The 25365-nt window shown below is 59.7% G+C and carries 28 protein-coding genes and 3 pseudogenes; 16 read left to right on the top strand and 15 right to left on the bottom strand.

Translation table 11 applies throughout. The features are described 5' to 3' along the window. Positions 1-94: pseudogene (locus NKI31_RS30540) on the top strand (transposase); the annotation flags it as partial. A gap of 186 nt (positions 95-280) precedes the next feature. On the opposite strand, the gene NKI31_RS30535 reads toward NKI31_RS30540, so the two are convergent. Then, complete coding sequence (locus NKI31_RS30535) at positions 281-565, bottom strand: hypothetical protein (RefSeq protein ID WP_352653329.1); 285 nt, start codon at positions 563-565, stop codon at positions 281-283. 1118 nt (positions 566-1683) lie between these two features. Continuing rightward, a complete protein-coding gene (locus tag NKI31_RS30530) occupies positions 1684-1899 on the bottom strand; it encodes a hypothetical protein (protein ID WP_352653328.1) in 216 nt (71 codons plus the stop codon). A 67-nt stretch (positions 1900-1966) separates the two neighbouring features. On the opposite strand from NKI31_RS30530, the gene NKI31_RS30525 reads away from it, so the two are divergent. Next, positions 1967-2191, top strand: a complete 225-nt coding sequence (locus NKI31_RS30525; RefSeq protein ID WP_352513710.1) for a DUF768 domain-containing protein — start codon at positions 1967-1969, stop codon at positions 2189-2191. A gap of 188 nt (positions 2192-2379) precedes the next feature. On the opposite strand, the gene NKI31_RS30520 is transcribed toward NKI31_RS30525, so the two are convergent. Continuing rightward, complete coding sequence (locus NKI31_RS30520; RefSeq protein ID WP_023818950.1) at positions 2380-2565, bottom strand: hypothetical protein; 186 nt, start codon at positions 2563-2565, stop codon at positions 2380-2382. Positions 2566-2859: 294 nt separating this feature from the next. On the opposite strand from NKI31_RS30520, the gene NKI31_RS30515 reads away from it, so the two are divergent. Further along, positions 2860-3102, top strand: a complete 243-nt coding sequence (locus NKI31_RS30515; protein ID WP_352627308.1) for an exopolysaccharide production repressor protein — start codon at positions 2860-2862, stop codon at positions 3100-3102. Between the two features lie 90 nt (positions 3103-3192). After that, positions 3193-3498: a hypothetical protein gene (locus NKI31_RS30510; RefSeq protein ID WP_352653327.1), complete on the top strand. Its 306-nt coding sequence runs from the start codon at positions 3193-3195 to the stop codon at positions 3496-3498. A gap of 43 nt (positions 3499-3541) precedes the next feature. Here the strand turns inward: NKI31_RS30510 and NKI31_RS30505 are convergent, their stop codons facing one another. Further along, entirely contained in the window at positions 3542-3763 is a 222-nt protein-coding gene (locus tag NKI31_RS30505) for a DUF1127 domain-containing protein (protein ID WP_352653325.1), read from the bottom strand. 870 nt (positions 3764-4633) lie between these two features. On the opposite strand from NKI31_RS30505, the pseudogene NKI31_RS30500 reads away from it, so the two are divergent. Next, positions 4634-4829: pseudogene (locus tag NKI31_RS30500) on the top strand (winged helix-turn-helix domain-containing protein); the annotation flags it as partial. 278 nt (positions 4830-5107) lie between these two features. Here NKI31_RS30500 and NKI31_RS30495 read toward each other — a convergent pair. From NKI31_RS30495 to NKI31_RS30475, 5 genes are read right to left on the bottom strand one after another with little or no spacing between them, the layout of a single operon-like run. Next, a complete protein-coding gene (locus NKI31_RS30495) occupies positions 5108-5647 on the bottom strand; it encodes a prepilin peptidase (protein ID WP_023824901.1) in 540 nt (179 codons plus the stop codon). Positions 5648-5656: 9 nt separating this feature from the next. Continuing rightward, positions 5657-6196: a tetratricopeptide repeat protein gene (locus NKI31_RS30490; RefSeq protein WP_023734681.1), complete on the bottom strand. Its 540-nt coding sequence runs from the start codon at positions 6194-6196 to the stop codon at positions 5657-5659. Positions 6197-6249: 53 nt separating this feature from the next. Continuing rightward, positions 6250-7200 (bottom strand): type II secretion system F family protein, encoded by a 951-nt coding sequence (locus NKI31_RS30485; protein ID WP_023734682.1) that lies wholly within the window; start codon positions 7198-7200, stop codon positions 6250-6252. A 19-nt stretch (positions 7201-7219) separates the two neighbouring features. Beyond that, positions 7220-8188, bottom strand: coding sequence for a type II secretion system F family protein (locus NKI31_RS30480; protein ID WP_023734683.1), 969 nt, complete (start codon positions 8186-8188; stop codon positions 7220-7222). Continuing rightward, positions 8188-9576, bottom strand: coding sequence for a TadA family conjugal transfer-associated ATPase (locus NKI31_RS30475; RefSeq protein WP_023734684.1), 1389 nt, complete (start codon positions 9574-9576; stop codon positions 8188-8190). The genes NKI31_RS30480 and NKI31_RS30475 overlap by 1 nt, the downstream gene beginning before the upstream one ends. A gap of 528 nt (positions 9577-10104) precedes the next feature. Between NKI31_RS30475 and NKI31_RS30470 the strand changes: the two genes are divergently transcribed. The 10 genes from NKI31_RS30470 to NKI31_RS30425 all read left to right on the top strand — a co-directional run bounded on the left by NKI31_RS30470 (position 10105) and on the right by NKI31_RS30425 (position 18266). Continuing rightward, the gene (locus NKI31_RS30470; protein WP_023824902.1) at positions 10105-10323 is read left to right on the top strand and encodes a Flp family type IVb pilin; all 219 of its coding nucleotides are present in this window, start codon (positions 10105-10107) and stop codon (positions 10321-10323) included. A 92-nt stretch (positions 10324-10415) separates the two neighbouring features. Continuing rightward, positions 10416-11456 carry a Flp pilus assembly protein CpaB gene (gene cpaB, locus NKI31_RS30465; RefSeq protein WP_023824903.1) on the top strand — a complete coding sequence of 347 codons (1041 nt, stop codon included), beginning with the start codon at positions 10416-10418 and terminating at the stop codon, positions 11454-11456. 49 nt (positions 11457-11505) lie between these two features. Then, positions 11506-12951 (top strand): type II and III secretion system protein family protein, encoded by a 1446-nt coding sequence (locus NKI31_RS30460; protein ID WP_023824904.1) that lies wholly within the window; start codon positions 11506-11508, stop codon positions 12949-12951. Between the two features lie 4 nt (positions 12952-12955). Next, the gene (locus NKI31_RS30455; protein ID WP_352653324.1) at positions 12956-13237 is read left to right on the top strand and encodes a hypothetical protein; all 282 of its coding nucleotides are present in this window, start codon (positions 12956-12958) and stop codon (positions 13235-13237) included. A gap of 69 nt (positions 13238-13306) precedes the next feature. After that, on the top strand, positions 13307-14767 hold the full coding sequence (locus NKI31_RS30450; protein ID WP_023824906.1) for a pilus assembly protein TadG-related protein: 1461 nt from the start codon (positions 13307-13309) through the stop codon (positions 14765-14767). Positions 14768-14771: 4 nt separating this feature from the next. Then, a complete protein-coding gene (locus tag NKI31_RS30445) occupies positions 14772-15299 on the top strand; it encodes a TadE/TadG family type IV pilus assembly protein (protein ID WP_023824907.1) in 528 nt (175 codons plus the stop codon). 1 nt (position 15300) lies between these two features. Beyond that, the gene (locus NKI31_RS30440) at positions 15301-15945 is read left to right on the top strand and encodes a TadE/TadG family type IV pilus assembly protein (RefSeq protein ID WP_352653323.1); all 645 of its coding nucleotides are present in this window, start codon (positions 15301-15303) and stop codon (positions 15943-15945) included. Beyond that, positions 15942-17108, top strand: coding sequence for a CpaE/TadZ family protein (locus NKI31_RS30435; RefSeq protein ID WP_023824909.1), 1167 nt, complete (start codon positions 15942-15944; stop codon positions 17106-17108). The genes NKI31_RS30440 and NKI31_RS30435 overlap by 4 nt, the downstream gene beginning before the upstream one ends. Then, the gene (locus tag NKI31_RS30430; protein ID WP_023689303.1) at positions 17089-17676 is read left to right on the top strand and encodes a L,D-transpeptidase; all 588 of its coding nucleotides are present in this window, start codon (positions 17089-17091) and stop codon (positions 17674-17676) included. The genes NKI31_RS30435 and NKI31_RS30430 overlap by 20 nt, the downstream gene beginning before the upstream one ends. After that, complete coding sequence (locus NKI31_RS30425) at positions 17673-18266, top strand: hypothetical protein (protein WP_352653322.1); 594 nt, start codon at positions 17673-17675, stop codon at positions 18264-18266. The genes NKI31_RS30430 and NKI31_RS30425 overlap by 4 nt, the downstream gene beginning before the upstream one ends. Positions 18267-18289: 23 nt before the next feature. On the opposite strand, the gene NKI31_RS30420 is transcribed toward NKI31_RS30425, so the two are convergent. Both NKI31_RS30420 and NKI31_RS30415 read right to left on the bottom strand, forming a co-directional pair. Beyond that, the gene (locus tag NKI31_RS30420; protein ID WP_352653321.1) at positions 18290-18829 is read right to left on the bottom strand and encodes a hypothetical protein; all 540 of its coding nucleotides are present in this window, start codon (positions 18827-18829) and stop codon (positions 18290-18292) included. A gap of 129 nt (positions 18830-18958) precedes the next feature. Then, positions 18959-19192, bottom strand: coding sequence for a hypothetical protein (locus tag NKI31_RS30415; RefSeq protein WP_023681013.1), 234 nt, complete (start codon positions 19190-19192; stop codon positions 18959-18961). A 122-nt stretch (positions 19193-19314) separates the two neighbouring features. On the opposite strand from NKI31_RS30415, the gene NKI31_RS30410 reads away from it, so the two are divergent. Then, positions 19315-19722 (top strand): AIPR family protein, encoded by a 408-nt coding sequence (locus NKI31_RS30410; RefSeq protein WP_352653320.1) that lies wholly within the window; start codon positions 19315-19317, stop codon positions 19720-19722. Here the strand turns inward: NKI31_RS30410 and NKI31_RS30405 are convergent. The 4 genes and pseudogenes from NKI31_RS30405 to NKI31_RS30390 all read right to left on the bottom strand — a co-directional run. Then, positions 19662-20009 (bottom strand): conjugal transfer protein TraD, encoded by a 348-nt coding sequence (locus tag NKI31_RS30405; RefSeq protein WP_352653330.1) that lies wholly within the window; start codon positions 20007-20009, stop codon positions 19662-19664. The genes NKI31_RS30410 and NKI31_RS30405 overlap by 61 nt on opposite strands. Positions 20010-20287: 278 nt before the next feature. Beyond that, the gene (locus tag NKI31_RS30400) at positions 20288-21625 is read right to left on the bottom strand and encodes an HlyD family type I secretion periplasmic adaptor subunit (RefSeq protein WP_352653319.1); all 1338 of its coding nucleotides are present in this window, start codon (positions 21623-21625) and stop codon (positions 20288-20290) included. 19 nt (positions 21626-21644) lie between these two features. After that, entirely contained in the window at positions 21645-23318 is a 1674-nt protein-coding gene (locus tag NKI31_RS30395) for a type I secretion system permease/ATPase (RefSeq protein WP_352653318.1), read from the bottom strand. A gap of 201 nt (positions 23319-23519) precedes the next feature. Continuing rightward, a pseudogene (locus NKI31_RS30390) lies at positions 23520-25365 on the bottom strand (beta strand repeat-containing protein); the annotation flags it as partial.

The following is a 25365-nucleotide window of genomic DNA, read 5'->3' as shown; positions in this document are numbered from 1 at the left end:
CGAGGAAATCCGCCGGCGCACCTATGTCGTGCGCATCTTCCCCAACACCGAAAGCTGCCTGCGCCTGGTCAGGGCCTTGGCCGTCGAGACCAATGCGCCAAGCCGCATGACCAGCATCATGACCAGCATCATGGCTGCCCCATTTTGCAGAACTTGACGCACACAACCTTTTTCGGGGAGTTGCGGACGCTGGATACCGTAACTGTGGGCGACCTTCGGGCAAGGCCTGGTGCGCAGTCATGATGTGCCCTCAAGCGCCAATTCCGAGATCTGGTTCATATCAGCCGGCAGCGGCGACATATTGGAAAACACAACGTCGACCGACATCGGGTTCACTTTTGATGGCGGCAACCCGTCTGTCACGGCGCAGATTTACAGAGTGGTTGGAGCTTCCGAGATACCTGCCGCGATAGCTGCAGAAAGCGGCGACAGGATTACCATCACCATTCCAGCCGATGGCATCGCTTTTATCTGGCTCATCGCTTCCGGCACCACCTCCGGCTCCATGAGCAATGTCACCGAAGATTTTAGTGCCCTTTGTGAAAAGGATTTCCTTGGCATCCATGCATCAACAAGTTCGACCTCCGCTGAATCGGAGACTGCTACGTTTTCGGGGAAACTCAACGGCAGATTTTGCTGCTGTCGCACTTCAGCCGGCCGCAGCGAGATAGCTAACCAGCCAGCGCCATTCCAAAGCCAACGCCTAGGCCGACAGCGAGGCCAAGGAACAGCTTGGCGGCAAGATCGAGGGTGAAGCGCGGACTGGGCGCCACACGTCTGAGCGGGGCTCTCTGAGGGCGTTGGCGATATCATCGAACACCGTTTCCATGGAATGATTCTAGATCGGAACTCCGGGAATGTGAATCCCCTGTTTGTTCCACTTTCGCCCCATTGGGCAACCTGCACGGTTCGCCCGAAACCGTGCAGGCAGCAAAGGTGGCTTAACGCACCACGCTGAAGCCACTCGACTCCAGCGACGCTAGTGCAGTCTCTGCAGAGGTCGCGCAACTGTCCAAAGGATCATTGTTTTCATAGAGCGTGGCCTGATAGGCTGCTGCTATGCCTTCAAAAATTGGCGGTTAATTAGAACTTGGTCGCGGCCTCTGGCGGCTTTAGCGGCCTGTTCAACAGTCATCTTTGGTGTTTCTGGGCGTTTGCCTTCCATGGGGAACTCGAGGAGCGCCGACCCAGCCACTCGGCGCTGTCCCTGTCCAGGGTCCCGCAAGACTCGGCCGGGCTCGCGTCACCTCGCCGGGCGGTGCGAGCCCACAATCGCGGGCCATCTGGTCCGCTGCTTCAGCTTGGGCTTCATCAGAATGAAGGGCGACATGGTTCATCCGAATGTAGAAATTTGCGTTGGGGGAGGTGAGAATGAGGCTACCAGGAAATGTGTTGGCTGGGAGAACGCCGAGGTGCAGTGCGGTCCGCGAAAGCGATCAATGAGGTTGAATGCACAGAACGTGCCGCCAAGACAGCCAGGTTGAAATCGCTACGCTTGGCTCAGATCTTGCCAGAGGCCGACCCGCACTTTTCGTTCAACGAGGAACTCGACTGCTCGGTACTTGTCGCCGTGCTGGCTCGGGAACCGCATAATAATCCAAAGCGGCCCGAATCCCATTCTTTCCGGCGGCTGCCCCTGCGACGAGGCCTTTGATCTCCTGAAGCAGTCGCCGTTAGGCTTTGTCAACAATCGGCTTTTTTCGCAGTGGCGACCTCCACATGGCTCTCAACAACGCGCACGTGCTCGGCGTCGACAGTCACCAGTGGCCGGAGGCTGACGGTTACCTTGTCGCCGTCGATGCGCGTGACCGGGCCGACTGATTCCATATGCTGGCCGATCACGGCCTTCGAAGTCGAATCGACAACCGCATGCGGGAAGTCATAGGAGGGAATCGTCACGCTTATGCGATCGGGTGTCACCCGGCCGCGGGCGGGTGCAGTGTCAAGGATGAGAGGTTGCTAACAAATGAGCGTCCGTGGCCTGAGGTTTCTCGATAAGTGGGTAGCCAAACAACTGCCCATTGTTGCGCGGGGAGACCCCATCTCGGTTGGCGACTTGAAAGACCAGTTGATGACAGCTGCCGAGAAGGCCGGGATTCCTGCCGACGAGATCGACGGCGAGCTTGAAAGCGTCTTCGAATTGATTATCGAAGTGAATCGTCGTGTCGCCGAAAGGGTGGACTTAGCCTGAGGCTTCCCCGACGTGCCGGTCATGTCCTACATGCCGGACTGCCTGACAAGGGGCTCGCTTACCTAACCGGCCAGCGCCACGCCAATGCCATCTCAGAGCAAATGTGGATCGAAACCGCGAATCCGTGAATCCCCGGTTTGTTCTGGTCATGGCTTCTGCGCCGGTCCGGTCACACAGCGCTGGTGAGTTCACCCCTCCGGCTGGGCAGGGTCCGGTTCTTGGTGCCGCTCTCGTTCTTTTTCGAGGAACAGCTTGGCGAGTTCGCCCCACTCAGGATGATCCGTGGTTTTATGCTCTTCTACGAACTCGAGGAAAGCCTTGCGCAAAGCGTCAAGGTCGAAAACCCCAAGATGCTCGCCCATACCGTCGTCCATGCCCGCGCCTCTCAACGGTATTAGCTTGTCCTCTCGTTTGAGCCTTCAAGAGGGATTCCCTGAGTTTCGGCTTGGGAGCGCCTACATGGTTAATTGCGTGATCGCTAATATGATTATATCTTAGACAGCGCGGGGGCTGAATCTTCCCGCGCGGTGGCCGGTGCGGCCCCCACACCAAAGACTGCAGCGGCCATTTCTATGGATGGGTAGCGCTAACCGATGCGACATCATGCTGCAGCGATATTTTAGAATCAGCTAATTGCGCAATCGCTAAATTAATGAAATGCGTTAGGAATGTATTTTCCACAGTTTCTGGTCGGCATGTCTGCCACTGCGATCATTGTGGCGATCTGGACCTACATCGAAGCCGGTTCAATTTGGACCGCGCTCGGCTGTGCGGTCCTTGCGCTGATCGTTCTGCAAGTCGGGTACGCCGGGCTGGTCGTTTGCTTGATATACTGGCGCTCATCGGAAGCGGCTGACTCGACTAGTCGAATTTCGGTCGCGGCTCAAGAGAACCTCGACGGCATCTCATAGCCCGCGACCGTCTCGGCACGGTCACGTGGCCCTGGGGCAGCAGTTTTGCCTCGCAGTGCCGCCAGCAAGTGGGCCTACAACGTGTTTGCGGTGACAGACACCTACCCCGAGCTTAGGGCTGAAAGCCTTATCATTGATCCAGACGCGGAACTGGAGGACGGGTGCGTTGTGGTCGCCATGTTTGGAGGCGGTCATCCGCAAACCATGAGCTGGCGCAACAATCACGGGCGAGGCTATGGGGTCCGCTTTGCCGCCAAGGGAAGTCTGCACGAGACGTTCCTTCTCGATTGCCTGGTGTGCGGACGAGGGCCATCTTCTTGCATTCGCATCCTCGGCCGGGTGTTCGGCGACCGGCGGCGCTTCCCGCGCTACAGAACCTGGAACGATCCAGTTTAATTCTCGAAGAATTTGGCTCGCAGCCTCACGGTGGCGGGCTCTTTTATTGCTCAGCCCCTACGTCTCGACGCCGGCTGCGGAACGCAAACGTCGTGATGTCGTCACGGGAAATCCCGATGTCGCTGAGCATGTCGTCTGGTGATTCGCTCAACTCGTCCGTTGCCTTCAACAGCGCCTTCTTCTCGGCTCGATGACGGACCCAATCGGCAAGGGGACCAACTGCGACAAGAGGAAGATTCACTAGCATAGGAAGGTTCACAAGCATCGGACCACTCCCTTTACCGCTGCAGGAAACTGCACGTAGCCTACGCCGATACGTCGATGCGTCTGTGACAAACCTCACAGATCGATCCGAACGGGCAAAAACTGCCCGGATGCCTGACGGTGGCGGGCTTTTTATATATTAGCAATGCATAAAATTCGAGAAGGTTCATGGCATGGTTGTTAGCAAACTCGCTGCTATCGTGCGACGCAGGGCTCGGTGGATGGTGTGCTGGAATGCGCGGGGCTGGATGGATCAGGGGTCTGATGGAAGCTGACGCTCGCGATCTGCGGAGCGAGATCAGTCGGCTCCAAATAGACTTGATCGCTGCCGCCAACTCTCAGGGTAAATCCAGGCTGCATGACGTCGCGCACACACTGCGATGCCAGAAGGCGCGGCTGGAACGTCTGGAGGAGTGCCTCGCTTCAATGACGTCGAATGTCCGGCCAGAGGCATTCGCAACCCCGCCCCATGAAGGCCGGCCGTAAAAGGCAGCTCATCATTTCCGAAAGAGAACCCGCTGCCTCACGGTGGCGGGCTTTTTATTGCTCAGCCCCTTGCCGGCAGCGTCTTGTCCGTGTTGCGGCGGAAGGTCATGCGAAGCCGGAAATTTTTTTGCCAGGAATGGTCGCCTCCGCGCCGATCGCCGGCTCCCGAGGCAGATCATCACCAGCCGACTCCTGCAAAAGCAGATAGTTTGGGAGACTGTGTGCAGAGAGCGCACAGATTCTTCTTCTCTTCCTTTTTTCGATCTGGAACCTGCCATTAAAGCAACCTTCGATGATCGTGCCAATGTCGTTAGGAGCGCTGGGGAACGCATGGCACGCTGTGCAGGCGCGAACTGAGGCGGGGCGGCGGGCGCGCGGCCGCTAGCAAGAGATCCTGGCGGTCTTCGCCGCACGGGTCGGCGAAACCATTGCCGCGTTATGAACTCGCCGGTGACGATTCGGAAGTCGGCGAGCGCACCATCGACGTCCAGATCAACCGCCTGCGCCGCAAGATCGAGCGCGATCCGTCCAATCCGGTCTGGCTGCAGACGGTACGCGGTATTGGGGACAGGCACCAGTGATCGCCTATGTACGGCGCCATTTTCGGACGAACGTCTTTTTGATGATTGGGAGCGGTGGCGGTTCGGCGCTGATAATTGTTAGTGTCGCCGGTCTGTTGACAACAGCCGCAAACGGGAACGCCACGGCACCAACAATCAATCCAGCCGCCAACCAGGCTACTGTCGACCGGTAATCCTGTATCATAGCCCACCCTCAATAGGCAGATAGACTGCCAGTTCGGCATTAAGCAAAGGTTACGTCGGCGCGCGCTTCGTGCAGCAAAGCGGACTGCCGAGGTTCAATTAAGCTGATCCAGGATTCCTGAGCTGCTCGCCACCACCCAACTCCCGTAAATCTGGAAACCGATAGCGCCAATCGCAGCTGCCGAAATTGGCACGCCAAAAGGAACGACGCCCTTCCTGTCCATATGCTGGACATAGACGCGAAACGCGCCCGCCGGCAGCAGGAACGGGTTTTTCATGACCGCCACCGTGGCGACGGCGAAAACCAATAGGAGCACCGAGAACATGGCGAGACCGCTTCCACCGGTCAGAAACGGGACGACCGCAATCAGCTTGACGTCTCCGGCTCCGACCTTGCGCAAAATCCAGAACGGGAAGAGCGCGACGAACAGCAAAATTCCGGCGATCACGCTCAATCCCATATCCCACCACGATCGGCTTGCTATGGAAACAAGCTGAAGCGATCCCAGCCCGAGACACAAAAGCAGCAGCACATGACGGTTGGATATCTTCTGGGACGAGAAGTCTATCCAGGCGACCCATGCCAGCAGAGGGATCGCAAACGCCTTCAGCAGCAGCGAAGCGGCAAACAACATACAGGCGCTCTACCGTTCGACGTTCTGCACGCTGGACGATAGCAGCTTCAGATTGTTGACCACGGTCGGATCATTGGGCGCCAGTTCGTAGGCCTTGAGGAAATTGCTGCGCGCGTCCTGCAGCTTGCCGCGCAGCAGATAGGAATAGCCGATATTGTTGTAATATTCGGGCGTCGCACCCAACAGCTTGAAGGCCCGGCCATAGGCCCGATCGGCAAGGTCGAAGCGATGGATCCGGTCGCAGGAGGCGGCCAGTCCCATCCAGGCGCCACCATCATTGCGGGCAAGCTGCGTCGCCTTGAAGAACAGGGCGCCGGCATTGCCGTAATTTTCCGCGCGGAACTGGTTCTTGGCCTCGGCAACAGCCTGATCCGAGGCATAATATTCGACGTCACCAACTGTCTTCAATCCGTCGAAAGCGTCGCCAAATGACGTCAAGTCGCCTTTCGACGGCTCGTTGGTTCGAACGACACCGTCCGCCCCGTTCGTCTGGCAGCCGGCAAGTGCCGCCATGAACAGGCAGGCCACGACTGCAATTGGCCTTTTCATACAATCTCCCCGTGAGTCCCCCGACCCATATTAGGACCAAAGCATGTGCGCAACTAGAAGAAAATCCCCTTCATGCGAATGACCACCGGCAGCATGATTACCATCATCACCACAGGAAAGATGCAGAGTCCCAGTGGGATCATCATTTTGACAGGCAAGGAATTGGCGCGCTCTTCCGCCTGCAGAATCCTCTGGCTGCGCATCTCCGCGCTGTAGACGCGCAGGGCGTCGGTAAGGCTGGTGCCGAGTTCTTCCGATTGACGGAACAGGACAGCCAGTGCCCGCGCCTCGTCAAGTCCGATGCGATCGGAGAGTTCGCGTAGCGCTTCCCGCAAGGGTTTGCCGGCGCGCAGTTGCAAATTCATGATCGACAGCTGTATTCCCAGCCATTTGTGGGTGGCGGCCATTTCATGGCTGACGCGTTCGACCGCCCCCTCCAGGCTCATGCCGGCATCGGCGCAGGTGATCATCATATCCATGAAGTCGGGGAAGGCTCGACGATAGATCTGTTTCTGGCTGTTCTCGAAACGGTCGAGCAGAATGGCGGGAATTACCATGCAGGCCAGGCCGAAGAGGGCAGAGCCAGCAAGGGTGATAAAACCTGGCAGGTGCGGCGGCAGAACCCGTGACAGGAGTGCATACATTGCCAGAAAACCGACGCAGACTGCGACAAGACGGGATAGCGTATAAATCAGCGGCGCGCTTGATTGGTAAAAGCCGGCGCGAAACAGCTTCGCTTCCAAGGCGTTTGGCTCTTCCCGCTCCCTCTCGATCGATTTGAAGTAGGCATCGACCGGCCGTTGCGCCGCAAGCTTGGCAAGCTGGTCTTGTCCGAGCATCGATCGGCGGTCTGTAATCCTTTCGCCCATCAGGCTCTGCGCAACGAGCTTTCGTGTCTGCAGAGCCGGCAAGAAGACAAGCGCACCGAACAGGAAGAAGGACACCGCCGCCACAAAGACGGCAATAGACACCAAGAAGCCCAGGTCCTGAATGTTCGAAAACAATTTCTTTCGTCGCCCCCAGTCAAAAATCGAAAGTAACCATCCGGTACATGATGAAGTCGCCAAGCAGCGCCCACAACCCAAAAAGCAGGAATACCGGGAAGATGAGCGGGTCGCCCCAGACGGCGCCGTAATAGGCTGGGGAAAGGATTTGAAGCGTGAAGAACATCACAATAGGAAACAAGGAGATGATCCACGCGGAGACACGACCTTCGGCCGAAAGCGCCCTGATTTTCATTCGCAATTTCTGCCGTTCACGCATAACCGAGGAAAGATTGGCCAGAATTTCAGTAAGATTGCCACCCGTCTTGGCCTGGATCGACAGCGATACCGACAGCAGCTGCAGGCCCTCGAAGCCCACACGCTGCGAAAGCTTTCGCACGGCCTGCTCGATGCTGAGACCAAAGGTGATCTCGTCGGAGACGATGCCGAACTCGGTGCCGAGCGGATCGGGCATTTCGCGCGCGACCAGACCGATCGCGACCGAAGCAGGGTGTCCGGCCCGCAGCGAGCGAACAATCATGTCGAGCGCATCCGGCAGCTGTTTAGCGAACTTCCGGATTCGTTTGTTGCGGGCACGCCGGAGGACGAGAAGCGGCAGGACAAGCCCTATGACCAGAAAGATAATGAGCGATGCCAAGGCGGAAAAATTGAAGAGAACCAGCAGCAACGCCATCGCCAGCCCTGCAAGCAGAAATGTTGCGGCGAAGGTCAACGGATTTCCGGTAATGCCGGACTGGGTATAGAGCCTGTTCAGCCAGACCATTCCAAAAAGAAAGTCGCCGGATTCAGTGAGACCGCGCTCTCGCAGCAACCCCTGTAGCGTTTGTTCGGCCGGAACGTCGCCAGCGAGTCGCTTCAGCCGGCGATTGACTGCCATAGACCGGGAGCGGCGGCCGGCAAAGGAAAGATAAAGGGCTTCACCGGCGAGAATGACCGAGGCCGCCGCCAGCATATAGATGAAATACAGCAGAGCTTGACCCGTTAGCATCAGAGGGCAACCTGCGGGTTGAAGGCGTCCTTGGCAAAATGGTGCCCCAGGGTTGCGGCCTCCGGAGCGAACCGCGGGCGGACGCCGGTTGCGCGAAAGTCTCCGATGACCTTGCCCTCGGCTGTGACCTCACGGCGGACGAAATGATAGATTTCCTGAAGCTGGACGACATTACCCTCCATGCCAGTCAGCTCCGATATGGAGGTGACACGCCGGCCGCCGTCCGAAAGACGCTGTGTCTGGACGATGATGTCAATGGCGGAGGCAATCTGCGCCCGGATTGAATCATGCGTCATCGGCATGCCGGCCATGCCGACCATCTGTTCAAGCCGCGAGATCGCGTCGCGCGGCGTGTTGGCATGGATGGTGGTCATCGACCCCTCATGGCCGGTGTTCATCGCCTGCAGCATGTCGAAGGCTTCCTCGCCGCGCACCTCGCCGACGATGATGCGGTCCGGCCGCATGCGCAACGCGTTCTTCAGCAATTCGCGCTGGCGCACCTCGCCCTTGCCCTCGACATTGGGGGGGCGCGTCTCCAGCCGGCCGACATGCGGCTGCTGCAGCTGCAACTCGGCCGCATCCTCGATGGTGATCAGTCGTTCCTTCGATGGTATGTAACTCGACAGCGCATTGAGCAAGGTGGTCTTGCCGCTGCCGGTGCCGCCCGAAACCAGGATCGATTTGCGCGCCTGGACGGCGATCCGTAGCAGCTCGATCATCGGCGGCCGGATCGAATTAAATGCCATCAAACGCTCGAGCGAATAAGGGTTCTTGGAGAATTTGCGGATCGATACCAGCGGACCGTCCACCGAGATCGGCCGCACCGCGATGTTGACGCGCGAGCCGTCCGCCAGGCGGGCGTCAACCATCGGCGACGATTCATCGACACGCCTGCCGATAGCCGAAACGATCTTGTTGATGACGCGCAGCAGATGCGCCTCGTCACGAAACCGGATGGCCGTCTCTTCAACCAGGCCACGCCGCTCAATGAAGACACGCTTGTGGGTATTGATCAGGATGTCGGTAATGGAGTCGTCCTTGAGCAGCGGCTCGATCGGCCCGAGCCCGAGCATCTCGTCGGCCGTGTCACTGGTCAACTGGTCGAGTTCACGCGCATTCAGCGGCACACTTCGGCCGCGCACGAATTCGCGCACAATCGGCCGAATTTCGTTCAGGATCTCATCTTTCGATGCCGTTTCAAGCGCGGCAAGATTGAACCGGTCGATCAGGTGACTGTGGATCTCGACCTTGAGCGTCAGGAAATCGTCGCCGCGGGATTCAACATCAGCGGCCGGCGAAAGGGCCGGAGCGGCAGGCAGCACCGTCGGCTGCTCCGCCCTTACCGCGGCCTGCTGCTCGCTTGGTCCCTTGATAAACCGCCCCAGCATAATCCCTTATACCCCGCTAGCCCTTATTAGCGGAAACTAACCGTTAACCAAGCGAGGCACAAGCGCTGGAGGGTCTCACGTGAGGCCAATGCTTTCAACATAGTTAAGGAGGACGCCAGAAAAATATCGTTTTATTCGACGCCGCGCGCTTAGCCCTCTCCCAAACTTCCGGCTCACGGGACCTTTCAATACCGCAACAAATGAGATGCGGGTGAAAGATCCCCGTAAACCGTTAGATATAAAGGAATATGCAGTTTTGCTAATACGACTGTCGTTTTGCGTTGGCTGCGGCCAAATTGTGAACGAATGGTTAAGGACGGTTGAAAATCCAGCCGAATCAAGCTCTTGTTATAATTCAAATGGCTCTTGCGTTCGCAAGTTCAGGTATTGGAAGGTTAAGGAACCGTTAATCCGTTTGACTCTGCTTTTTCGTGCGACCTAGGATCGAGGTGACGGGGGATGCTTGGGTATGGGGTTCATCCTTGGCTCTGTCTCGTCGGGTTCCAACCTCCACAGGGAGAAATTGACATGAAGAAGCTCATGACGATGACCCGGCAGTTCCGCGACGACGAAAACGGCGCTGCCATGGTCGAATATTCCATCCTCATCGGCATCATCGCCGTGGCATCGATCCTGACTGTCCTCGCCATCGGCGGATGGGTGAACGGTCGTTTCTCGGCGCTCTGCACCGCCCTCGACGGGCACCCGACTGGCACCTGCAACGCGGCCGCCGGCACAGGCAGCTGATCGCCTGACTACATTCAGGCCCGGATCGTTCGAGCCGGGCCTGAATCCGATCGCAGCGGGCGAATCCCGCATCGGGGCTTGGGGCTTGGGACATGCGCGCCAACACGCTTATCATGATCGTACTCGCTGGCGTATTCGGCGTGCTGGCGGTGGTTCTTGTAAACTTCTGGCTGGCCAGTCAGCGTAGCGCGCTGGCTGAGGCTAATGGCCTGCAGCGCGACACTGTGGTGGTAGCCGCAGTGTCTTTGAAATTCGGCGATACGCTGTCGGCTGACAAGTTGCGCGAAATCGCGTGGCCGGCTGGCGCGGTTCCGGCCGGTGCCTTCAGGACAACGAAAGAGATTTTGGCCGGCGAAGCTCCGAAGCAGGCACTGCAGGCGATCGGCGCCAACGAGCCCGTACTTTCCTCCAAGGTCACCGGCCCAGGCCAGCGCGCCACACTTTCGGCGGTGCTTGGTGAGGGCATGAAAGCCGTTTCCATCAGGGTCAATGATGTGCTCGGGGTAGCTGGTTTCGTTTTCCCCGGAGACCGGGTCGATGTGCTGCTGACGCGCACGGTGCGCGGCGATGGCGGCGCGGACCAGAGTTTTGTCGACGTGCTGCTGCAGAGCATGAAGGTGCTCGCCATCGACCAGGTGGCGGATGAAAGCAAGGACAGCCCGACGGTTGTGAAGTCGGTGACGCTAGAGGCCAGCACCAAGGACGCCCAGAAGCTGACATTAGCGGCCGGGGCAGGCCAATTGTCGCTGGCCCTTCGCCAGGCTGCCGCAAGCAAAGGCGAGGCGACCGAACGCGTGACATTGTCTGACCTGAGCGGCGAGACGCCCGCGGATGTCGCGAAGAGGCAGGCCGAACTCGATAAGCAGGCGGCGGTCGACGCTGCGGCCGCGGCCGAGCGCAAGCGCGCCGACGACACGATTGCCGGATTGACCCAGGCGGTGGACAGAGTGGGAAGCCGCCTCGACGAGTTGGGCAAAGTGAAGCCGGCTCCGGCCGTGGCGTCCGCGCCGGAAGTCCGGGAAGTCGTTAAGGAAGTGGTAAAATACGTACAGCCGGAACCGCCGAAGAATGTTACAGTGGGCGTGTTTCGCGGCGTGAAGCTCGAATCCTACGATGTGCCGCGACAACCATAGCAGACACGCGGCAATCGAGGGCTGCCGGCGGCAGTGATTGGGGGATAGGATGCAGGGGATTTGGGCTAGGATGGGGGCGGCCGCGTTGTCCGGTCTGGCTGCGCTGGTGCTATCGGGCCTTGCGGCCGATGCGGCTGACCGTTTCATCGACGTGTCGAACCCCAGCGTCCATCGCGTCTTCCTGCCGATGTCACAGTCGGTGACGCTCCAGGTGAGCGCCAATCTCGGCGATATCGTCGTCGGCGACGAAAAGATCGCCGATGCCCAGCCGATGACCGACCGGACGCTTTATGTCATAGGCAAGAGCGCCGGCACCACCACGGTCAATCTCTTCTCCCCGGAAAAGCGTTCGCTGGGCGTCGTCCAGATCGAAGTCGGTGTCGATGTCAGCGACATGGCGCAGGCGATCCGTCAGGTGGCGCCTCGGGCGCGCATCGAGATCGGTTCGATCAACGGCAAGGTGAGGCTTGGCGGCCATGTCAAGGACGGCGCCACGCTGGCATCGATCCTTGAGGTGGTGCAGCAATATGGCCCCGACGCCATCATAAATTCCGTCATCGTCGACGACAGCCAGCAGGTGAATCTCGAGGTGCGTGTGCTCGAGGCAAAGCGCAATACCGGGCGCGACCTCGGTGTGTCGATCAGGAGCACAAACGGTAGCGGCACGTCACGCACCGGAACCGGCATTGCCGCTGTCGACGAAGACGATGTGGTGCTTGGACCGGGCGGTCTGCTTAGCGGTCTACTGTCGAACAGTAGTCCCTTCGCGGCGCTGATCACCCGCGTCATCGACAGCAACATCAAGGTCGACCTGATCATTGAAGCGCTTGAGGCCAAGGGGGCTGTGCGCACGCTGGCTGAGCCCAATCTCACCACGCTGTCCGGTGAGCCGGCCAGCTTCAACGCCGGGGGCGAAGTGCCTATCCGTGTCGTCGGCACCGATGGTGAGGTAACCATCACGTACAAGCAATTCGGCGTCAATCTGCTGTTCACGCCGGTCGTACTCGACGACGGCAAGATCCATATGAAGCTGGCGCCGGAGGTGAGCGACCTGACCGGTTTCACCACCGCCGGCGACCCGATCTTCACCAACCGCAAGCTGGCGACCGTCGTCGAACTGCGCGACGGCCAGAGTTTCGCTGTCGGCGGGTTGTTGTCCAGCAAGACCACCAAGCTGCAGAACCAGGTGCCGTGGCTCGGCCAGGTTCCGGTCATCGGCTCACTGTTCCGCAATTCGAGCAACCAGAAGGAAGAGACCGAACTCGTCGTGATCGTCACGCCGCATATCGTCCGGCCGGTGAAACCCGGCGAGCAACTGGCGACGCCTTTCGACAAGACGAGGCCGGCCAACGATCCGGAGTTCTTCATCCTCGGTCAGCTCGAGGTGAACAAGGATATGATCCGCAAATATGAAACAGGAGACGGTGTGACCGGCCCCTATGGCCACATGCTGGACTTCAAATCGAAGGACAAGATGCTCTATGTCAAGAAATAGCGCCTTGGTCCTGTTGCTGTGCGCCGGTGCGCTATCGGGCTGCGCCGCCGACTATCTGAACCACTACGATTCGGTGACCCTGGCCGCCGGCGATACGCAGAAATACAATTCGCTGCTGCAGGCGGTCGATCCGTTCAATCCGAACGCGAAGAACACACATATCGAAGGCGACGGCGCCCGAGCAGCCGCTGTTGCACAGGGCTACAAATTTCCACCGCCACCACCGCCACCGCCTGCGATAACGGTGAATGTCGGCGGGCCGGGTGTGACCAACGGAGCGAATTGAACAGAAGGATGCGGTCGCACTGCGCCGGGTGAGCGAGGGACCTGGTGCAAGGAAGCAGAGAGTAAGGTCATGTTGGGGACCATTAGGGCGTTCTGGGACGATCAACGCGGCATAGCGATGATCCTTGTCGCAATCATGCTGCCTGTGATCGTTGGTTTTGCGTTGCTTGTGATCGACATGAGCCGGGCGAACAGTCTGCACAACGACTTGCAGAAGGGCGCCGATGCTTTCGCGTTGGCCACCGCAGCGGAGCTCGATGGCAAGTCGGACGCGATCACCCGCGGCAATAACGCCCTCGCAACGCTTGTCTTCAACACGTACCGTTTCGCTGAGCCAGCTGCCGGCGATCCGCCTGGCGCGGAAGCGCTAGCAGCAGCTGGAGTGACATGGCGCTACCTGAGTAGCCTCCCAACTAATGACAGCGATCCCATCGTTCCCGCGAATGTGACTACCGATCCGACCGCAGCCAAATTCGTTGAGGTGACCGTCACACCGGTTGGTTTCGCGGCAATGTTCCCCGCCACTTTTGTCGGTAGCTCAACAAACGGCTTCGATATCGGTGCGGTTTCGGTCGCAGGCTTCAAGAGTGCCGTATGCCACTTCACCCCAGTATTTATGTGCAACCCGTACGAACTCGCACCGGGCGGCGTAACCCTGCAGCAAGCCGCAGCCGATCGGAACCTGCGCCGCCGACTGATCGAACTCCGCAAAGTCGGGAATGGCGCCGCCGCCGGGCCGGGCAATTTCGGTTTCCTGGAGCCTCCCCAAGGCATCGGCAACGGTGCGCAGGCGCTCGCCCAAACCATTGCGACATCAAATCCGATAGGCTGCTACGGAAACAACAACGTCACCACCAAAACCGGGCAGAACGCTGGCCCAGTACAGGACGCATTCAACGTCCGGTTTGGCATAAGGACGACCGGCGGTCACTTCAACACTGCAGAATACGGTCCTGCCGCCAACGTCCGAAAGGGCGCCCTAAAGACTCAGGGAGGCGCGGGCCAGTGCCCCAGCTTTAACCAGTTGACCTTCAATCTGCCCGGCACTCAGGGGCTGCCTCGGGATGCCGGGCAGATCAATTCTCGGCTAGGTGACGGGAACTGGGATCTAAACACTTACTGGAGCACCAATTTCGGAGCCGCCGCCAAGCCGGCCAGTTGGGCAACAACCAAGCCGACACGCTATGAGGTCTATCGCTACGAGATTTCGGCAGGCCTTGTTGGAACCGCATCGACCGGAGGGGAGAGGGGAACGCCTGTGAATTCGTGTCAAGCCCCGATAACGACAGTCGACCGCAGGTTACTCTATGGGGCAATTCTCAACTGCCAAGCTCTTTCAGCATTGGGCAATGACCTGTCTGGCCACAGCGAGAATCTTCCCGTCGAATCGTTCGCCAGCTTCTTCCTGACCGAGCCTGTCCTATCGGCATCGGACGATGCCTCCGTCATGGTCGAGTTGGTCGACATCGCCGCAGGCGGACAGGGAACGCTCGACAATTTCGTGCGTGACGAACCGCAGCTTTACAGGTGATGTGATGCTGACTTCGCTGAGGTCTATTTTACGCAGTTTTGGCCTCGAGGAGCGAGGCACGGTTCTCGTCGAAATGACCTTGATCACGCCATTGATGATCAGCCTTTCGGCGGGCGTCTTCGAGTTCGGCAATCTTCTCCATCAAAAGCTGCTAATCGAAGCTGGCCTCAATGACGGGGCTCGCTACGCCGCACGCTGTAATCAAACGTTTAACACGGCGCTCAACTGTGTCACCTATGCGCGGAACATCGCCGCCACAGGATCGTACAACTGTGGTGGAAATTGCAATGTTGCAAGCCGGGTCACCGGTTGGCTGCCGGCGGCTGTCACGGTCGATCTCAATCACCTCGTCATACCGGTGACTATCGACCCCAATACTGGCTTGGCCAACTACCATAGCGCGACAGCCAATGTCCGGGTAGTGCGACTTGAGACCTCTTTCACATATACCGGCGCCTCCCTTCTCACTTTTCTCGGCCTGGGGCCTGTTACCTTTTCCGCCGCCCACGAAGAACGTTACAACGGGTGGTGAAATGCGCGCATTAGCCCTGTTCAGGAAAGATGAGACTGGCGCTGTGATGGTGGAGTTCGCCATCAGCATGAGCCTGCTCCTGACACTTACCCTCGGCTTCGTAGACTTTGGATATGCATGGTACCAATGGAATGCCGCGACCAAAGCCGTCGAGATCGGCGCACGCCTAGCGTCGATTTCGACGCCGATTGCGCCAACGATTGCGGCAGCAGGAACCGCGACGACGCCAGGCGATCCGATTCCCGTCGGCAACTACGACTACACGTGCAATGGCGCCACCAGCGTGTGCAGTTGCTTCGGTTCGGGATGCGTGGCCGGAACTTTTACTGCCGCCAACTTCAATCGCATTTTTCGAGGCGACGCGACGGGCGCGGGCACCTGCCCGCCGCTTAGTGCGGGACGACGGCCAGGCATGTGTCATTTCTTTCCAATGCTCCAGCCAGCCAATGTGATCGTCAGATATACGGCCACCGGGCTTGGTTACCAGACCCGCCCAGGCGGACCGGTACCGACAATCACCGTCAGCTTGCAGAACGTGACCTTCCAGTTCTTCTTCCTCGGCGGACTGCTAGGTTTCGACAATCTCACCATGCCCTCGATGCTGAGCACGGTTACGGGCGAAGACATGAAGAGTAGCTACCCATGAACGCCATCAACACCAAGGTTACACCGACCAAACGCAAGCAGGTCGCCCTGTTCTCGTCGGATGCGAATTTCAAGCGCGATGTGGCGACGCGGCTCGACGCGCTGGCGATCTATGATGTCCGGATTTCCGAGACCGGTGACTTCCTTAAAGGGCCGCCCGCGGACACGCGCCCCGGCATCGTCATCCTCGACCTCGGCAATGGCGAGTTGCTCGGCAGGCCGGGCATCGTCGAACTGCGCGCCCTTTGGGCAACCGTGCCGCTTATCGCGGTCTCCGACGAACTGTCGTCGGAGCAGACGCGTGTGCTGGTGCGCATGAACGCTTCGGACTGGCTGCACAAGCCGCTCGACGGCAAGGAACTGCTCAATGCGGTGACCTTCCACGACACCGGCAACCAGGGAACCAAAAGCCGTATCATCACCTTCATCAGTGCGAGCGGCGGCGCCGGCGCGACGACGCTCGCTCTCTCGGCGGCCGAATTCCTGTCATCGAAGTCGAAAGAGCGGGCGGCTTCCACCTGTCTGGTCGACCTAGATTTCCAGAGCGCCAATTGCGGCGCCTATCTCAACCAGTTCAACCAGTTCGACCTCGGCGGCATCATCGGCCAGCCGGAGAGGCTCGACGTCGAGCTGATGGATGTCATCAAGCTCTCTCGCCCGTCCGGGCTGACGCTCTATTCCTTCGAGAGGCCGCAATTGCCTTTCGAACCGCAGGGCAGTGATTTTGTCTTCCGGCTGCTGGACCTCGTCGCCTACCGGTTTGACGACATCGTCATCGACCTGCCGAACATCGAGACGCCTTGGCACAATTCCGTGCTGTCGACGAGCGATGAGATATTCATCGTCTTCGAACTCAACGTCGCCTCGCTGCGGCAAGGCAAACGGCTCTACAAGAAGATCCGTGAGTTGCGTGGCAATGCTGTCAGCATCACGCTGGTCGCCAACAAGCACAAGCGCAAATGGTTCGGCAACCATTTTTCGCGCAGCGAACTCGAAAAGATCTTCAAGGCGCCGCACATCAAGTCGGTCGCGCTGGACAATGCGCTCCTCACCGATGCGTTGAACCGTGCTATCCTGCCTGCCGAGGTGGATGGGCGTGCGCGCTTCAACAAGGACCTGAAGCGGATGTTCAAAGAGCGGCTCGATGACGCTGCTGCCAAATAGGTATCGGATCGTCCTTGGGTTGGTCTGCGCCATGGGCATGGCGCTGGCGATGTCGGTCCAGGATTTTGCCAGCGCGCGATCGGCACTTTCGGATCGGCCGCCGCTGCCGGCAATGGGCCCCAGCCTGCGCAAGACAGTTGCCTTCGAGACGACAGAACAGCCCGGAACAATCGTTATCCGCAAGGGCGAGAAAGCGCTTTACCTGGTGACCCGACAGGGCCAGGCGCTTCGCTATCAGATCAGCGTCGGACGCGACGGATTTGGCTGGACCGGGGTCGTCAAGGTGGGGGCGAAGACCGAATGGCCGGAATGGCGCCCACCCCGCGAAATGCGCGCCCGCCAGCCGGACCTGCCGCAAATGGTGCCTGCCGGTCCCTACAACCCACTCGGCGCCAGGGCGCTCTATCTGCTTCGGGACGGGCGTGACACGCTCTATCGGATACACGGAACCAACGATCCCAAGGGTGTTGGCTTCGACGGAACATCGGGGTGTTTTCGCCTTACCAACACCGATGTGATCGATCTCTTCAAGCGCGTCGCGATCGGCGCAAAGGTGGTGGTTCAATGACGATGATCAGCGAACCGGACATGCCGGCAATCGAGATTGGGACAGCAGCCCGCACCGGAGAGCAAGCTGCCGTTGTGAAACCGAGCGACAAAAGCATTATCGGCGCGGTCATCATCGGCACGTCCCTGCTCACTTTGGTGAATATGGTAGCCGCGGTTTATCTATACCGCGGCATCAGCGATATGCGCCTTTTGGAAGGGCGCTTGGAACAACTAGGCACGTTCGAACAACGAATCGGGGGCCGGCTGGACATGGTCAACAACGGTTTTCAAAGCCGATTTGAAAAACTCGACAGTCAACTGCAGAGCAGCTTTGGCGAAATCAACCGGAGCATAGCCCGGCTGGAACAGAACCAGCCTCTTGCCCGTGACGAAGTCATGTCGAGCGCAGCGGAACCTTCCGTCGACACGACCGGCAGCATGGCGGAGGCGCCTGCTGTTCTCGATGGTGAAGACGCGACCGAGCCCAGCGTCGTCGATACACCGCGTCCGCCCAAAAGGAGGATTGCAGCTGCAGCGCCTGCCCCAAGCTCCAACTACCAGCGCATAGAGCAGGCCGACGGCAAGGTTTACTACCGAAAGATCAACTAGCGCTGGAAAAGGGTGGGGCTATCCTAGAGATCTCGCTGCAGAGCAACGAGCCTAGCGGCCAGCGCTTCGGACCGCTGTCGGGTTTCGCTGAGGAAGATGACATGGCAGTAGGCGCATGCCGTCACGCCCAGAAACAGCACAAGGCTGTTCTTCAAGGTGAAATCGACCGTTAGTTGGAACGGAAGGCCGCCGGGTACCGTGAAAGAGGCGATCGTGCTGGCTGTTTCGGAATGGCTGGTGACAGCGATCATCAACCCGGCGAAAAGCAGGGCGACGTGGTTGGCAAGGAAGAAGAACGCGGCCGACCTTCTTGTGCGGCACGCCATCCAGCAAGCGGTCGACGCGGCGACCAGCATCAAGGCATCAAAAACCATCGACGACCCGAGATAAAGATCGACCTGTTGCCAGAACATGGTCGACAGCGGCCTTAGTTCAAGCCAAAACCGCCACATTGTGGGACTGGCCGGATATGCTCCCAGCAAGAAAGTCGCCATGCGCTCCCCTGCCAAGATAAGCAGGATCAGAGCTGGGAAGGCAAAGAGCATTATCGACTTGCGCTTCATGTCACCCTCGACAAACTGGCAACAAGATAGCTTGCAGAGATTGAGCGAGGCTTAACGGAGCGTTGGTGGTGCCGCGGCAGCGCAGCCAGCGGCGCATGGCAGCTGCATATCAGAAAGCGCCATGCGCCATTAGTTGTTTTGGGTGAGCACGAGCGTCACCACCTTCGGCTCGACTCGTTGCAGACATCGTTCCGGAATATTGGGCCACATCGCCTTGGCGCATCCCTCTTCGCCTGGCGCCGGCGCCAGCGAGAGTTCTGAGCTACGGGCTTCCTCGGCGGTCGACAGGAATACCTGTGTAGCCAGCGCGGTCGCCATGGATACCTGGACGAGGATAAGAGCGTAAGCGAAACTTCTGATCATCCGCTCGCAACGCCGAATTCGCGAACTGGTTCCAATGGCCTGGCTACCGGGTAACCACGATCGCGATTCTTGCGCTTCAGTGCCTTAGCAGTCATCGAATTCTTAGATAGCAAACCTCGTCCATGTCCCAGCTCCTCGCCCAGACCGCGGAAACGGACGCGGTGGTTGTGGGCTCAACGTACGTCTTGCCATTGCTGATCAGCGTGATTGCGCGGCAGACGACCCGGTTCGATCTTCCGCGCGTGGCGAAGGAGGATGTGGACGCGAGCCGCCTCCAAGTGCCGCTCAAGATTATCGAGATTCTGGACGATGGTGACATCGAGGAGATCGCGCCGCGAGTCTCCCAGTCGGCCAACAATCAGAACGAGGTCGACATGGCCGACTTCTCGTCCAATCATCGCTTCCACCGACGGATGCAGGAGCTTTCGGGTCGATCTGGGCGCGCCCGGCGGGCGGTATGCAACGTCAGTCACGCTGGTTCTACGAACGTGCGCGCGGTAGCGACGAAAGCTTCCTGCGCGGGCGTTTGACTGCGGCGTCGGCGCTGGCGCACCGGAGAAGTCTGCTGTTCGGGCTTCGTGCCGGCCGCTGCTCGCGCCAACTGTGGGTAAGTTCGCCGTCCCATCCGCTCGTCACGCCCTTCAGCATCGAACGCCTGGCTACCCTTCTCAGTCCAAAATCGTTGGGCTTGCTCGCCTTCGGCGCTCTGGACCTTCGCGGTCATCCAGAGCATCGCGCCGTAGTTGGCAGCGCGATCGTAGTTGGTCAGATCAACGATGCCTGCCTTGACGAGGAGGCCGATCGGACGAACATACACGAACAAACATATCAATTTGTGTTGCAACCATGTTGCAGGCACAGCAAGGAATGGGCCGAGACATGCCCGGAAAGAAAGGATTTAAGCGACAGAGAGCCGGAAAGTTCGTGCAACATGGAACTAGCCCAACCGTTATCGCCAGAAATCGAAATTAGCTCCCGGACGGGGTGGGCCGCCTTGGAGATGGCGCAGACCATCGAATCAGATGGGTCTCGCCACCTAGCTTGGACCGCGATCCGCAAATTGAAAAAACGCGAATATGTTGGGCGCGAAGCTCGTTACTTCTGGCGAAACGCGGAGTGGAACGAGACAACCAGGGGGCCTAAAATGTAGTCCAGTGCGGTGCGTTCCTCGGTGACGATCATGACTGACGCCGGCATGCCCGGATAAAGCGCAATCTGTGGGGCCGCGGCCAATTCCGCGGGATCGACCGCTACGTCGGCAAGATAGTAGGGAAGCCCGGTCTTGCTGTCGGTGACGCGATCCGCCGAAATGCGGGTGACCCGTCCATGAATGACCGGTATCGAACGCTGCTTGTAGGACGTGAAGCGGACCTCGGCCGTCATGTCGGCGCGCAGGCTGGATATGTCCTCCACCTTCACCTGCGCCTGAACGATCAACGAATTCCTAGTCGGCACGATGTCGAGGATGGTCTGGCCGGGGGCGACGATCGCGCCGGTCGAGAAAACGGTGAGATTCATCACCTGGCCGTCATAGGGCGCCCGCACTTCGGCGCGGTCGACCGTGGCTTGCGCGGCGAACATTTTCGGTACCAGGTCGGCGAGGTTGGACTGGGCGTCGATCAGCATGGTTGAGAGTTTTGCGCGGCGCTCGTTGGTGAGCTGCGCAATCTGGCTTTCAAGCTCGGCCTTACTCTGGCGGTTTCCGGCTATATCGCCGAGAGTCTGGTCGATCAGGCCCTGCAGGTCGGAGGCGGAGCGGTCGAGCTCCAGGACACGCGTGCGCGTTGTCAGGCCGGCCTTCAGCAACTTGTTGAGGCCTGCCTTTTCGTCAATTGTCGACTTGAGCTGCGCACGAAAAGATTCGACGCGCGCCTGCTTTCCATCGATCTGCTCGTCGAGTTCGGCTATCCGTTTCTGCAGGATCTGCTTGGCACCGGCCATCGAGGCGCGCTGGCTCCCAAGGTCGGCAATTTGGTTGGCCATCGCGTCCTGCAGATAGGCCTGGTGCTCAGCGGTGATGTCCTTCGGAAAGGCGACTGCCTCATGGCCGTCGAGCTCCGCGCGAATGCGGGCATCGGTAGCGCGCAACAACGCATATTGCTGCGAATAGAGGTTGAATTCGGAACGGGCGTGCGTGTCGTCGAGCACCACCAGCACATCGCCTGCCTTGACGATGTCGCCATCCTTGACGCGGATCTCCTTCACCGTGCCGCCGTCGAAATGCTGTACGCTCTTTCGATTGCCTTCCACCTTGACGATGGCGTCGGCGAGCACGGCGCCGTTCAGCGGGGCAAAAGCCGCCCAGCCGCCGAAGATGCCGAAGAAGGCAATGATGATCAGCAGGCCGACACAGGCCGGCACCCGGATCGAATCCGGGGCCAGGATACCGGTTTCGCCGGACAGGCTCCGGTAGGTGAGGGCGCCGTCGCTCATCGATCTCTCCGGCCACAGCTCATTGGGTTGCCACCGCCATTGGAGCCGCGCGCTGGTTGAGCAGCGCCACGATCTCGTTTCTCATGCCAAAGGCCTCGACGGCGCCATCGCGCAACAGAAGGATCTTGTCGACATTGGCCAAGGTCGAAGGCCGGTGCGAGACGATGATCACTGTGCTGCCGCGGCGCTTGAGCTCGATCGCGCACTCGCTCAGCGCGCGGTCGCCATCGGCGTCGAGATTGGAGCTCGGCTCGTCGAGAATGATCAGGTTCGGCGTTCCGAATACCGCACGAGCAAGAGCAATCCGCTGCCGATATCCTCCCGACAGCACTGCGCCGCCTTCGCCGATCTGGGTCTCGTAGCCCTGCGGCAGACGGATGATCATCTCGTGCACGCCGGCGAGCCGCGCGGCGGCTATCACCTCCTGGTCGACATTGGTCTTGAAGCGGCCGATGTTGGCGGCGACCGTATCGGCGAAGAGTTCGATATCCTGCGGCAGGTAGCCGATGTGGTCGCCGAGCGCGTCGTGCCCCCACTGCGACAGGTCGGCCCCGTCCAGCCTGACGGTGCCGCGGCTGGGTTGCATGACGCCCGCGAGATGACGCGCCAGCGTCGACTTGCCGGCGCCGGAAGGGCCGACGATTCCCAGCGCCTCGCCTGCGTCCAGCCGGAATGATACGTCGCGGAGAAGCACTTTCTGCTGGCTGGCAATTGCAAAGCTGACCTGCTCGACCGAAATCTTGCCGGTGGGCTTCGGCAGGTTGAAAGATCTTTCGTTGAGCGCCCCCCCGTCGACCAGCTTCTCGACCCTTGCCAACGCCGCCCGCGCCAGGATCAGGCTGCGCCAAAGGCCGACGATCTGCTCGACCGGCTGCAGCCCACGGCCCAGCAAGAGGCTCGCCGCAAACATGGTGCCGCCGGTGATCTGCCGCTCGATCACCAGATAGGCGCCGAGGCCGAGGATCAGCGACTGCATGGTGAGCCGCAGGAACCGGATCAGGCCGGACATCAGGGCGGCGCGATCGCTTGCCTCCGCTTGGCGCCGCAGCGCCAGGTTACGGTCGCGCCCCCAGCGGCGGATGAGACCGTCGATCATCCCCATGGCGCGAACGACTTCCGAGTTTCTGAGGCTCATTTCGGTAAAATTATAGTTGGTCGTCGCCAGGTCGTTGGCCTGCTTCAGCGGCGAACGCACGAGATACTCGGTGAGCACGGCCATGGCGATCAAGAGCAGCGAACAGCCCAGTGCGAAGAAGCCGAGCCACGGATGCAGCAGGAAGATGATGCCGATGTAGATGGGTGACCATGGCAGGTCGAACAGGGCATGGATGCCGCTGCCGGTGATCACCTGCCTGAACGTGTCGAAATCGCGGATCGGCTGGCTTTGCGAGGAGCCCGGCGATGGGGTCTCCACCGACGCGGCGAGGACTTTTGCCGACAGCAACTGGTCGAGCCGCGCGCTGGCACGCGTAAGGATGGAGGCGCGCACCAGATCGAGGCCGGCCAACGAAAGGAAGGCCGCCAGCAACACCAGGGTGAGCATCACCAGCGTGGTTTCGCTGCCGCTGGTGACCACCCGGTCGTAGATCTGCAGCATGTAAAGCGGGGACGCGAGGTAGAGCAGATTGATCGCCAGGCTGAATGCCGCCGCAACCAGGAAATAGCGGCGGCACGCCAGCAAGGCGTCCTTCACAATCTTGGATTTGTTGTCGGGACTCAAATACCCAGCGGAAAACCGCCCCCCTGTCCACGCTCGGAACCGATACTACTCCTGATCGTCCAATCGGCCACGTGGTTCCCTTCCTATTCCTGCCGTAAACCTTAATTCGTAAGCTGAATCAGGAGCCCGCAGCATGAGGAGAGCCGCGCCTATCCGTGCGGCTCTCCTTTTGGTTCACATCACAAAGTCGCTCAGTTGCACCACCGTCCTGCCGGTGCCGTCGTCGGCAAGTGTGAAGCTGTGGGCATCGTAGACGCCGAGCAGGTGGAGCGTGGCGTTGTGCGTGCCGTCCGTGACGGTCAACGTTCCCCCGGCGCCGTCGAGGTCCGCCTGATAGGCAGCGGACGTTCCGGTGCCGAACAGGATGTCTTCGAGGTTCACCTTGTCGTCATTGGTGATGCCGGCGATGCTTCCGCTGAAATCGAAGGAATCGTCCAGCTGCAATGTGCCGGCGGCATTCGCCGCGAACGTGACGTCGGTTGAAGAGGCCGCACCGAACTCCAGCTTCGACAGGTTGCCGATGGTGGCATCGCCGTCACCGGTGACCTGGCCGTTGATGTCAATGTTACCGCCATTGGCCCAGATCATGCCGGAATTCGCCAGCCCGCCGGTGATCGTAAGGCCGCCGGAGCCGGTTGCCTCCAGCGTTCCCGAATTGACGACGACGCTGCCTCCGGTGTCGATGACCAGCGCGTTCGAGCCGGTGGCGATGATGGTGCCCCTGTTGTCAAGGCTGAGCATCCCGCCGCCCAGCTGACCGGCGCCTGAGATGGTGTTGTCGACATTGGTCAGAGCGACGTCGGCAGCAGTGCCGGAGATGACGTTGGCGGCGCTGTCGGACAGCAGGATATGCCCGCCACCCTGCAGGGTCACGCCATGCTGGATGACCTGCAGCAGCGTATCGCCGCCCGCCGAGTCGAGCGAGATGAGACCGCTGTTGTTGATAATGCCGCTGAGCGGCAGCAACGCGCCGTCGCCGATCGTCATGGTTCCGGCATTGTTGACCACCGGCGTCTGGTCGAAGACGAAATTGCCGTCCGTGAGTGTGCTCGAGTGGACGCCGTCAAGCAGGATCGACTGCCCGTCGCCAAGCGTGATCACCGCGTTGCCGTTGGCATCGTCGGCCATGTGCGCCTGGACGTCGGCGAAACTCGCGAAGCCGGAATAGCCGATCAGGTCGATCTGGTCAGCGGCCGCGTCGAAGCTGTGCACCGTGTCGTTGCCGATCGGCTGTGAGAAGACGAACAGGTCGTTGCCGCTCGAGCCGGTCAGCACGTCGTCGCCCGACCAGGCAAAGATCGGCGAGCCCGGCGCGTAGGCCTCGACATTGTCGGAGACCGACATGCTCCCCGTCGTGCCGTCGGCGTTGATCCAGCTCATCGAAACGTCGAGCACCGCCGCGCCGGTGAAATCGGCAGGCGTGGTAACCGTCATCCCGTGCAGGTCGTTGGTCTGTATAGTCCAACTGCCGTCGGCGTTGTGCGTAGCGCCGTTAATGGTCCAGCCGGAGGGCACATCCTTCACCCTGACGGTGACGAGCGCGCCGTCATGTGACGGATCGGTCAAGCCAAGGTTGATGGGCTCGCCGGCAGTGCCGGCAGGTTTGAGGCCACTGACCTGCACATGCGCGGTGTTGGGATTCTGGGCTAGGTCTTTGAATGCACCACTTTGAACAGTAACAGCATAGGTAGACCCATTGTTGCCGGCCTTAGTGATGGGAAGGGTATAGACTTCCTGGTAAGTAGTTCCGGCTATCGTGACTGGCCCCCAAGTTCCAGATCCAGTAATTGATCCCCCACTTATTGTGATCTTAGAGACGTTGAAAAACGTATGGTCCATGGTCTCGCTAAACACGAGATAAAGGCTGCTGCCACTTCCTTGGTTATTCTGTTTGCTATCGATAAGAGTGATGATGGGCGCTGTCGTGTCGGTGACGGCATTGACCGTGACGGAGATGTTGGCGGTCTCGGTGACGCCGCCAGAGGTGACGGTGTAGGAGAACACGGCCGGGCCGTTGTAG

It is taken from the genome of Mesorhizobium sp. M0659 (assembly GCF_040320605.1).
In the GTDB taxonomy this organism is placed as follows: domain Bacteria; phylum Pseudomonadota; class Alphaproteobacteria; order Rhizobiales; family Rhizobiaceae; genus Mesorhizobium.
The sequence above is the reverse complement of the archived record's forward strand: the minus strand, read 5'-3'. Positions and strand labels throughout refer to the sequence as shown.

Excerpts from the sequence above, each read along its gene's own strand:
- NKI31_RS30495 (WP_023824901.1), bottom strand. The coding sequence starts at position 5,647 with ATGTTGTTTGCCGCTTCGCTGCTGCTGAAGGCGTTTGCGATCCCTCTG.
- NKI31_RS30450 (WP_023824906.1), top strand. The coding sequence starts at position 13,307 with ATGTTGGGGACCATTAGGGCGTTCTGGGACGATCAACGCGGCATAGCG.
- NKI31_RS30535 (WP_352653329.1), bottom strand. The coding sequence starts at position 565 with ATGGATGCCAAGGAAATCCTTTTCACAAAGGGCACTAAAATCTTCGGT.
- NKI31_RS30480 (WP_023734683.1), bottom strand. The coding sequence starts at position 8,188 with ATGCTAACGGGTCAAGCTCTGCTGTATTTCATCTATATGCTGGCGGCG.
- NKI31_RS30425 (WP_352653322.1), top strand. The coding sequence starts at position 17,673 with ATGACGATGATCAGCGAACCGGACATGCCGGCAATCGAGATTGGGACA.
- NKI31_RS30490 (WP_023734681.1), bottom strand. The coding sequence starts at position 6,196 with ATGAAAAGGCCAATTGCAGTCGTGGCCTGCCTGTTCATGGCGGCACTT.
- NKI31_RS30420 (WP_352653321.1), bottom strand. The coding sequence starts at position 18,829 with ATGAAGCGCAAGTCGATAATGCTCTTTGCCTTCCCAGCTCTGATCCTG.
- NKI31_RS30445 (WP_023824907.1), top strand. The coding sequence starts at position 14,772 with ATGCTGACTTCGCTGAGGTCTATTTTACGCAGTTTTGGCCTCGAGGAG.
- NKI31_RS30415 (WP_023681013.1), bottom strand. The coding sequence starts at position 19,192 with ATGATCAGAAGTTTCGCTTACGCTCTTATCCTCGTCCAGGTATCCATG.
- NKI31_RS30505 (WP_352653325.1), bottom strand. The coding sequence starts at position 3,763 with ATGCTTGTGAACCTTCCTATGCTAGTGAATCTTCCTCTTGTCGCAGTT.
- NKI31_RS30400 (WP_352653319.1), bottom strand. The coding sequence starts at position 21,625 with ATGAGCGACGGCGCCCTCACCTACCGGAGCCTGTCCGGCGAAACCGGT.
- NKI31_RS30435 (WP_023824909.1), top strand. The coding sequence starts at position 15,942 with ATGAACGCCATCAACACCAAGGTTACACCGACCAAACGCAAGCAGGTC.
- NKI31_RS30475 (WP_023734684.1), bottom strand. The coding sequence starts at position 9,576 with ATGCTGGGGCGGTTTATCAAGGGACCAAGCGAGCAGCAGGCCGCGGTA.
- NKI31_RS30515 (WP_352627308.1), top strand. The coding sequence starts at position 2,860 with ATGTATTTTCCACAGTTTCTGGTCGGCATGTCTGCCACTGCGATCATT.
- NKI31_RS30470 (WP_023824902.1), top strand. The coding sequence starts at position 10,105 with ATGAAGAAGCTCATGACGATGACCCGGCAGTTCCGCGACGACGAAAAC.
- NKI31_RS30430 (WP_023689303.1), top strand. The coding sequence starts at position 17,089 with ATGACGCTGCTGCCAAATAGGTATCGGATCGTCCTTGGGTTGGTCTGC.
- NKI31_RS30520 (WP_023818950.1), bottom strand. The coding sequence starts at position 2,565 with ATGGACGACGGTATGGGCGAGCATCTTGGGGTTTTCGACCTTGACGCT.
- NKI31_RS30440 (WP_352653323.1), top strand. The coding sequence starts at position 15,301 with ATGCGCGCATTAGCCCTGTTCAGGAAAGATGAGACTGGCGCTGTGATG.
- NKI31_RS30410 (WP_352653320.1), top strand. The coding sequence starts at position 19,315 with ATGTCCCAGCTCCTCGCCCAGACCGCGGAAACGGACGCGGTGGTTGTG.
- NKI31_RS30460 (WP_023824904.1), top strand. The coding sequence starts at position 11,506 with ATGCAGGGGATTTGGGCTAGGATGGGGGCGGCCGCGTTGTCCGGTCTG.
- cpaB (WP_023824903.1), top strand. The coding sequence starts at position 10,416 with ATGCGCGCCAACACGCTTATCATGATCGTACTCGCTGGCGTATTCGGC.
- NKI31_RS30525 (WP_352513710.1), top strand. The coding sequence starts at position 1,967 with ATGAGCGTCCGTGGCCTGAGGTTTCTCGATAAGTGGGTAGCCAAACAA.